This window comes from Bacillus sp. J33 (assembly GCF_000518885.1).
In the GTDB taxonomy this organism is placed as follows: Bacteria; Bacillota; Bacilli; order Bacillales; family Cytobacillaceae; genus Cytobacillus.
Genome location: NZ_JAEL01000159.1, coordinates 1 through 7,196, shown reverse-complemented (window position 1 = coordinate 7,196; position 7,196 = coordinate 1). Strand labels below are relative to the sequence as shown.

9 protein-coding genes and 1 pseudogene are annotated in these 7,196 nt (G+C 38.5%); 4 read left to right on the top strand and 6 right to left on the bottom strand.

Annotated features, from left to right (window positions below; all coding sequences use genetic code 11):
* The 4 genes and pseudogenes from L634_RS0127710 to L634_RS0127695 form a co-directional block, all read right to left on the bottom strand.
* Positions 1 to 182, bottom strand: a pseudogene (locus L634_RS0127710) (hypothetical protein); the annotation flags it as partial.
* Positions 183 to 305: 123 nt separating this feature from the next.
* On the bottom strand, positions 306 to 488 hold the full coding sequence (locus L634_RS0127705; RefSeq protein ID WP_026585196.1) for a DUF3813 domain-containing protein: 183 nt from the start codon (positions 486 to 488) through the stop codon (positions 306 to 308).
* A gap of 1 nt (position 489) precedes the next feature.
* A complete protein-coding gene (locus L634_RS34055; protein WP_181396022.1) occupies positions 490 to 642 on the bottom strand; it encodes a hypothetical protein in 153 nt (50 codons plus the stop codon).
* A gap of 119 nt (positions 643 to 761) precedes the next feature.
* Positions 762 to 1,580 carry a Cof-type HAD-IIB family hydrolase gene (locus L634_RS0127695; RefSeq protein ID WP_026585195.1) on the bottom strand — a complete coding sequence of 273 codons (819 nt, stop codon included), beginning with the start codon at positions 1,578 to 1,580 and terminating at the stop codon, positions 762 to 764.
* A gap of 316 nt (positions 1,581 to 1,896) precedes the next feature.
* Here L634_RS0127695 and L634_RS0127690 point away from each other — a divergent pair, with 316 nt between their 5' ends.
* The 3 genes from L634_RS0127690 to L634_RS0127680 all read left to right on the top strand — a co-directional run bounded on the left by L634_RS0127690 (position 1,897) and on the right by L634_RS0127680 (position 4,559).
* Positions 1,897 to 2,664 carry an alpha/beta fold hydrolase gene (locus L634_RS0127690; protein WP_026585194.1) on the top strand — a complete coding sequence of 256 codons (768 nt, stop codon included), beginning with the start codon at positions 1,897 to 1,899 and terminating at the stop codon, positions 2,662 to 2,664.
* Positions 2,665 to 2,761: 97 nt separating this feature from the next.
* On the top strand, positions 2,762 to 3,043 hold the full coding sequence (locus tag L634_RS0127685) for a metal-sulfur cluster assembly factor (protein ID WP_442852725.1): 282 nt from the start codon (positions 2,762 to 2,764) through the stop codon (positions 3,041 to 3,043).
* Positions 3,044 to 3,431: 388 nt separating this feature from the next.
* Positions 3,432 to 4,559 carry a TIGR04053 family radical SAM/SPASM domain-containing protein gene (locus tag L634_RS0127680; protein ID WP_026585192.1) on the top strand — a complete coding sequence of 376 codons (1,128 nt, stop codon included), beginning with the start codon at positions 3,432 to 3,434 and terminating at the stop codon, positions 4,557 to 4,559.
* A gap of 180 nt (positions 4,560 to 4,739) precedes the next feature.
* Here the strand turns inward: L634_RS0127680 and L634_RS0127675 are convergent, their stop codons facing one another.
* On the bottom strand, positions 4,740 to 5,441 hold the full coding sequence (locus L634_RS0127675) for a Crp/Fnr family transcriptional regulator (RefSeq protein ID WP_026585191.1): 702 nt from the start codon (positions 5,439 to 5,441) through the stop codon (positions 4,740 to 4,742).
* Between the two features lie 329 nt (positions 5,442 to 5,770).
* Between L634_RS0127675 and moaA the strand changes: the two genes are divergently transcribed.
* Complete coding sequence (moaA, locus tag L634_RS0127670) at positions 5,771 to 6,787, top strand: GTP 3',8-cyclase MoaA (protein WP_026585190.1); 1,017 nt, start codon at positions 5,771 to 5,773, stop codon at positions 6,785 to 6,787.
* A gap of 173 nt (positions 6,788 to 6,960) precedes the next feature.
* Here moaA and L634_RS0127665 read toward each other — a convergent pair.
* On the bottom strand, positions 6,961 to 7,196 hold a 236-nt coding region (locus tag L634_RS0127665), incomplete at its 5' end, for an IS3 family transposase (RefSeq protein WP_026585189.1).

Here is a 7,196-nt window from a genome sequence, read left to right as displayed (position 1 = left end):
ATCTCAAGATCAAAGCCTTGTTCAATAAAGATTTGCGATGGTGTTTTCCCATTTTTGTATTCCGCCACTGCTTTTATCTTAAATTCCGAACTATAGGAGATTGACCTTTCAGAAGTCCTCAACACATTAGGATTCTTTTCAAGCTCTTTCATTTGGAAATCATTATAAATATTCTTACTCATGATAAATCCTCCGTCCCTATTCATTAAATCTATTGAAACACAAAAAACCCCGGATAGGGGCACTTTTTTATCAGTGTCCGCTATCCGGGGTATAGTTCAGCCATTGGTGTCAGCTTCTTTTTCTTAACGATTTTCGTATTGTTCCAGCTCCTGCTGCATCTCCCGCAGCTGCTCCTGTTCAGCTTCGGTCGAATTCGCAAACGCCGAACTTAATGCATTTTTTGCGCGGGAAACAGTCTGTCCATCTGCAGAGCTTTTTGCTATATCTACATATTTACTGGCTTCCTGATATAACCTGTTTCCCATGTTATATTCCTCCGAGGGATGATTCCTTCACATTAGCCAATTTTTCGGCTTCTGCCTCAGCATAGGTCATGTGGTACGGGATACGTTCATCATGCTTACTAACAGTGTCGACACCCTGTTGAACGAAGCGTTTTGATTTATTACGTTTACCCATTCGAATCCCCTCCGTCAAAGAAGTTTGAAACAGCTTTGCTGCTTCATCCTTTAGTATGCTCTAAAGGCGTATTTTCAAAAGGGGATTTATTTGGCCGGTTTTCTAATTTATGTTTTTGCTTATAAAGCTTTTAAATTGAGTAAATCATTTAAGTAAACACCAATGCCATCTTCTTCATTGGTCAATGTGACTTCGTTGGCAATATTCTTGACCTGGTCAATGGCATTTCCCATGGCAATACCGTAGCCTGCGTATTCAAGCATTTCCAGGTCATTATCTTCGTCTCCGAAAGCAATGATCCGCTCGGGCGGTATTTGGAAATAATCTGAAGCTTTTTGCAGGCCAACAGCTTTATTAAGGCCCGATTTTACGATTTCAATTACATGCCATGGCGCGGCCCAGCGCCTATGGTCAATAACTTCTGCGTGGACTTCGGTTAAGTGGCTTCTAATGGATTTTACATGTTCTTCATCTGTGTGTATCAGCAAACTCGTTGGATTATCATTAAGATAATTGCGCAAGTCACCAGTAGTAATATTCGGGTCACCGAAGCCAAAAATGTCTAGAAGTTTTTCATCATGATAATGCAAATAAACATCATCAATGACTTCCGCAACGATATTGTGGATTGTATAGCTATTAACAGCTTCCACTATTTCTTTCGCCACGTTCATTTGCAGCGGAGTATGGTAAACTCCCCAGCTGGAGTTTCTGGGATGATGTATGTAGGCTCCATTAAAATTTACTATGGGTGAATTTAAGCCCATTTCACGATAGTAAATCTCACTTGAACGGAATGGCCTTCCAGTAGCAATCATCACCTCATGTCCTTGTTGACGTGCTTTTTGAATAACCATTTTCGTTTTTGGTGATATGGTTTTATCATCTTTTAACAATGTCCCGTCAAGGTCTAATGCAATTAAATGTTTTTCTGCCATAAGATCTCCTTTGTGCGCTTTGCGCTTTTATTAATAAGAAAGTATAGGTTCGGACTTCGATATGCCTAGCATAAGCAACCCCTGCTTTTCTTATAAGTCTAATGGTTTGTAGAAAAAAATGTCCACATGTTAAACTGAAAAATATAGAAAGAATTTACAATCAAAACCGTATTTCATTTTTATAAATCATTTTATACGAATATTTTACCAATATTCTAATATTGTTGTAAAAAAATTCACTTTGCTTAAATAATGCAGACAGATTATAAACTTGGCGTTATTACAATTAGGGAGTATTGTTTTGGGAGGAAGAGCTTTGGTAATTATAGAAAATAAGCATGTTAAAGAGATACCTGTGCTGGAGTTGGCCAGAGAGGAGTTAAGAGAGGATCAATTGCCTTTCATCATTTTTATTCATGGATTTACAAGTGCTAAAGAGCATAATCTTCATTACGCATATCTGCTGGCGGAAAAAGGGTTTAGGGTTGTTTTGCCGGATACTTTATATCATGGGGAAAGGTCAACAGGCTTGTCAGGCAATGATTTGAATTTCCGGCTATGGGATATTGTTCTTAATACTTTAGCTGAATTGGGCATTATTAAGGAAGCATATGAAGAAGAACAACTTATAAATTCAGATAGAATTGGGCTTGTTGGCACCTCCATGGGAGGAATTGTTACACTGGGTGCCTTGACACAATATAAATGGATTAAAGCTGCGGTTAGCCTTATGGGAATGCCATATTATGAAAGGTTTGCCCAAAGGCAGCTGGATGAGCTGCAAAAAAATGATATTGAAATTCCTCTTAATAAGGAAGAAGTTGATAGTTTGCTGGAGACACTAAGAGAGCGGGATTTAAGCCTGCAGCCGGAAAAGCTGGGAGGAAGGCCGCTGTTATTCTGGCATGGCAAAAAGGATTCCGTGGTTCCATTCTCTTATACATACCATTTTTATGAAAGCATACTTCCCCTTTATAGCGATGCTCCTGAAAAGATTCGATTTATTAGCGATGAACAAGCAGGACACAAAGTAACCAGAGAAGGTGTGCTTGAGACAGTAAAATGGTTTGAATCCCATCTATAGCCAACATTTTTTCAATTCACTTAAATATTTGGTATGATAAAACTAAAGACAAAAGAAGGAGTGCTGCAAATTGGATCAGGATTTAAAAGATAGCATCATGGGCGCACTAGAGCTTGTAGTAGACCCTGAGCTTGGAATTGATATTGTAAACTTAGGTTTAGTATATGATGTAAAGATGGAAGAGGAAGGCAAGGCAGTAATTGATATGACCCTTACTTCCATGGGCTGTCCTTTGGCTGGCACAATTGTAGAACAAGTCAAGGCTGCTTTGGCAGATATCCCTGAGGTTAAGGATACAGAAGTAAATATTGTCTGGAACCCGCCTTGGTCAAAAGACAGAATGTCCCGCTACGCAAAAATTGCCCTCGGCGTACAATAAAAGATATTTTTACACAGAACAGCAGGCTGTTATGGCCTGTTGTTTTATTTTTTTACAATTTTGCGATAGGGCATAGGTCCCTTCTGTATTAACTTCCATATTGGCTAAAACTATCGTTTGCGTAAGTTAATCAACATCGAAAATCTAAACCAACACCCTTTGAATCTTGTTGCTGATAAATTACTTCATCCAGCATCATCTCAACAATTTTTCTAACTCCCCTTGTCACATCTCTGTCAATTTTCAGGAAAAGAAATAGATATTTGTGAGATAGTTCACTTATTTGCTAAATGAATTACCCTATAATAACGATGCAAAGACAAAATATAGTTCACTTCTTATGGCATAGAAGCTGCCCTGAAAAGAGGCTGTTAAGGAGGCATCTATTATGGGATTTAATAGAGATTTTAATAAAGACCCTTTCATTGTGATCTGGGAATTAACAAGAGCTTGCCAGTTAAAATGCCTGCATTGCCGCGCAGAAGCCCAATATCGAAGGGATCCAAGAGAGCTTTCATTTGAAGAAGGAAAAGCTTTGATCAACCAAATATATGAGATGAATAACCCTATGCTCGTGTTCACAGGCGGAGATCCATTAATGAGGCAGGATGTTTTTGATATAGCAGAATATGCAGTCAAAAAAGGCGTCAGGGTTTCCATGACACCAAGTGCAACTCCAAATGTAACGAAGGAAGCAATCGAAAAAGCTAAAAAAGTGGGCTTGGCTCGCTGGGCGTTCAGCCTGGATGGCCCAAATGCGGAAATCCATGACCATTTCAGGGGTACTTCAGGTTCCTTTGATTTAACAATTGAAAGGATAAAATATTTGCATGAGCTGGAGATTCCTGTTCAAATCAATACAGTGATCTCCCGGTATAATATCGATTATCTTGAGGAGATGGCAAAGGTTATAGAAAAACTGAAATGTGTCTTATGGAGTGTTTTCTTCCTTGTGCCAACAGGCAGAGGGCAGGAAAAGGATATGATTTCTCCAGTTGAGCATGAAAAGGTCTTTACTTGGCTCTATGAATTAAGCAAAAGAGTTCCGTTTGATATAAAAACAACAGCTGCACAGCATTATCGTCGGGTAGTCATTCAGCAAAAAATAAAGGAATCAAAAGCTCAAAATGAAGATATACAATATCTCAATGCACTTACACAGCAGGGATTAACAGGTTCAATTGATGGCTTGGGGAGGGCGCCTAAAGGTGTAAACGATGGCAATGGTTTTGTCTTCATTTCGCATATTGGCGATGTATATCCGAGTGGCCTTCTACCTGTTAAAGCGGGCAATATAAGGGAACAGCCTCTCGCCGAAATTTACAGGGAGTCTCCAATCTTTAAAGATTTAAGAAATCCTGATAAATACAAAGGAAAGTGCGGACAATGCGAATTCCGCTATGTGTGCGGGGGGGCTAGATCCCGTGCCTACGCCATGACTGGCGACTATCTTGAAAGCGAGCCGTTCTGTGTGTATATTCCGAAAGCATTAAGAAAGAAAGCGTCAAATAGCTAATAAAGTCAAGCATTTTCCTTGCAATTGCCGGCTGTATGCAATGCCATTCAGATGTAATCACTTAAGATGAATTGGGACGATGCTGCCATTTAGAAGACGAGACGGCTATGGACGCCAAATTTCTTGAAAAATGGCTTATGTAAATGAGAAATAAGAGTGCAGCTAAACTTGCCTGCACTCTTATTCAATACTGCAGTATACGGCCGGACAATTTTCACAGCCAATTTCATCTTTTAAATATTGCAGGTTCTGAACAACTATTTTTCCGTTTAAACTTGCAATAATACGATCCTTTTTTAGTTCACCTAAAATCCGATTCGTGCTTTCCCTTGACGTTCCGCAGAAATTGCCGAGCTCCTGATTGGTAAGCGGAAGGTCAATAAGAATCCCTTCGTTAATTTTGACCCCGTAGCTGTTTGTCAACCTAATAAGGGTCGAGTAAAGTGCACCTTTTTTTCCGTTGAGTACCAAATCCCTGAATTTAGTCTGTGTTTTGCGAAAATGATCACTCATCCATTTCATAAATTCATATGCCAGTTTGCTGTTTTCAAAGATTTCCCTTTCCAGCACTTCTTTTTTTATTACTGCGATTTCGCCTGCTTCAAGGACTAAAGCATTTAGCATATATTTGGGGGAGCTTGTAAAAAGAGTTAATTCGCCAATGATTTCATTTTCCCCGCATATTCGGAAGGTAAGCTCTCTGCCATCTGCTGTTATCTTGCTAATTTGGATTTTGCCAGATAGAATAATATAAAGCTCATTAGCATCCATTCCTTCCTGAAATATATAGGAACTTTTTGTAGTTTGTACATGGCGGTCAGCGAAGTGAAGGAGTTCTTTAATTTCAATGGAATGTGTCGGTTTAATGGCAGTCTGCGGCATTTAAATCCCCCTTTTTAAAAAACTTCTGTCTTTTTTCACAATAATAACATTTAAATAGTAAAAACATACTAAGGGTTTGTGGCGTAATTGTGGCATTTTCTTTTCAGTTTTTTGAAAACCTAATGCGAATAAGGCCTTTGCGTCATTATAATAATTTATTTACCTGTTAACAATGTTATAATTTTATGTTCTAATAGTAAAAGCCCTTAATTTGTGGCAATAGGTTATTTCTGTTAAGTTAAGGGAAAGATTAATTAAACGATCCAATCATATAGGATTTAATAGATGATATATTTAAGTAAGTCACTCTTTATTTGGAGTTGGATGCAATGGCAAAAAAAATCATTAAAGATAAATTGAATAGACCTTTAAGGGACTTGCGCATATCCGTTATTGACCGCTGTAATTTCCGCTGCCAATATTGTATGCCTGCAGATATTTTTGGGCCTGATTTTGCATTTCTTCCCAAAAGCGAACTGCTGACTTATGAAGAGATTGAACGTCTTGCCAAAATCTTTGTAAATCTTGGAGTAGAGAAAATCAGGTTAACAGGCGGAGAACCTTTAATGAGAAAGGATCTGCCTAAACTTGTTAAAATGCTCTCGGGGATTAAAGGATTGAATGATATTGGACTGACAACCAATGGGGTATTACTACCGAAACATGCAAAGGATCTAAAGGAAGCAGGGCTTAAAAGGGTGAATATCAGCCTGGATAGTCTTGATGATGAACTGTTTGGAAAAATTAATGGACGCAATGTAGGGGTTAAGCCAGTATTAAAAGGAATTGAATCAGCAAAAGAAGCCGGTTTAGGCGTCAAACTGAATATGGTCGTTAAAAAAGGGCTGAATGATTCGGAAATTGTGCCAATGGCCAAGTTTTGCAAAGAAAATGGATTGCAGCTCAGGTTTATTGAATATATGGATGTCGGCAGTACAAATGGCTGGAAGATGGATGAAGTCATCACAAAAAAAGACATTTATGAAATCCTAAAGGAACATTATTTATTAGAGCCTGTAGATCCGGATTATTTCGGTGAAGTTGCTAAACGCTACCGATATAAGGGGACGGATATTGATGTTGGTTTTATTACCTCAGTGTCTGAATCATTTTGCTCAAGCTGCACACGTTCAAGGCTATCAGCCAATGGACAAATTTTCACATGCCTTTTCAATGGGGAAGGACATGATTTAAAAGAATTTATGAGAAATGGCGCTACTGACGAAGAAATTACAGAACGCATCATTAACATATGGGACGGAAGACAAGACAGGTACTCAGATGAACGGACGGAAGAAACAATTGCCAATAGAAAAAAGATTGAAATGTCCTATATAGGCGGATAATTTCAATTTAATGGCCAGCTTCCAAAGTCATACCTTTGACTTTGGAAGCTGGCTAATTATATAAATCTTCAATTTAAAGATTAGGTTTTTGAAGAATGAAAAAAAGAGGGTGTCCCAAAAGTATGAACTGCGCCCTATAAAGTAGACAGTTTAATAAAAAGAGATGCTGCTTTCTACGCAGCGATGAGATGACTCCGGTAAGCTGCTGGAGTCATCTTTTTTAAGGTCCATTGCTTTCTATTCGTGTTATAGTGCTCCATATATTCATCAATCATATTCTTTAAATCTGCTAAGTTATTTGCTTCTTTGTAATCTACTTCATCCTTTAAATGTCCAAAGAATGATTCCATTGGGGCATTATCTAGACAGTTTCCTTTACGGGACATGGATGGAATGAGTCCTAATGCTT

Excerpts from the sequence above, each read along its gene's own strand:
- L634_RS0127685 (WP_442852725.1), top strand. The coding sequence starts at position 2,762 with ATGGGCGCACTAGAGCTTGTAGTAGACCCTGAGCTTGGAATTGATATT.
- moaA (WP_026585190.1), top strand. The coding sequence starts at position 5,771 with ATGGCAAAAAAAATCATTAAAGATAAATTGAATAGACCTTTAAGGGAC.
- L634_RS0127680 (WP_026585192.1), top strand. The coding sequence starts at position 3,432 with ATGGGATTTAATAGAGATTTTAATAAAGACCCTTTCATTGTGATCTGG.
- L634_RS0127705 (WP_026585196.1), bottom strand. The coding sequence starts at position 488 with ATGGGAAACAGGTTATATCAGGAAGCCAGTAAATATGTAGATATAGCA.
- L634_RS0127695 (WP_026585195.1), bottom strand. The coding sequence starts at position 1,580 with ATGGCAGAAAAACATTTAATTGCATTAGACCTTGACGGGACATTGTTA.
- L634_RS34055 (WP_181396022.1), bottom strand. The coding sequence starts at position 642 with ATGGGTAAACGTAATAAATCAAAACGCTTCGTTCAACAGGGTGTCGAC.
- L634_RS0127675 (WP_026585191.1), bottom strand. The coding sequence starts at position 5,441 with ATGCCGCAGACTGCCATTAAACCGACACATTCCATTGAAATTAAAGAA.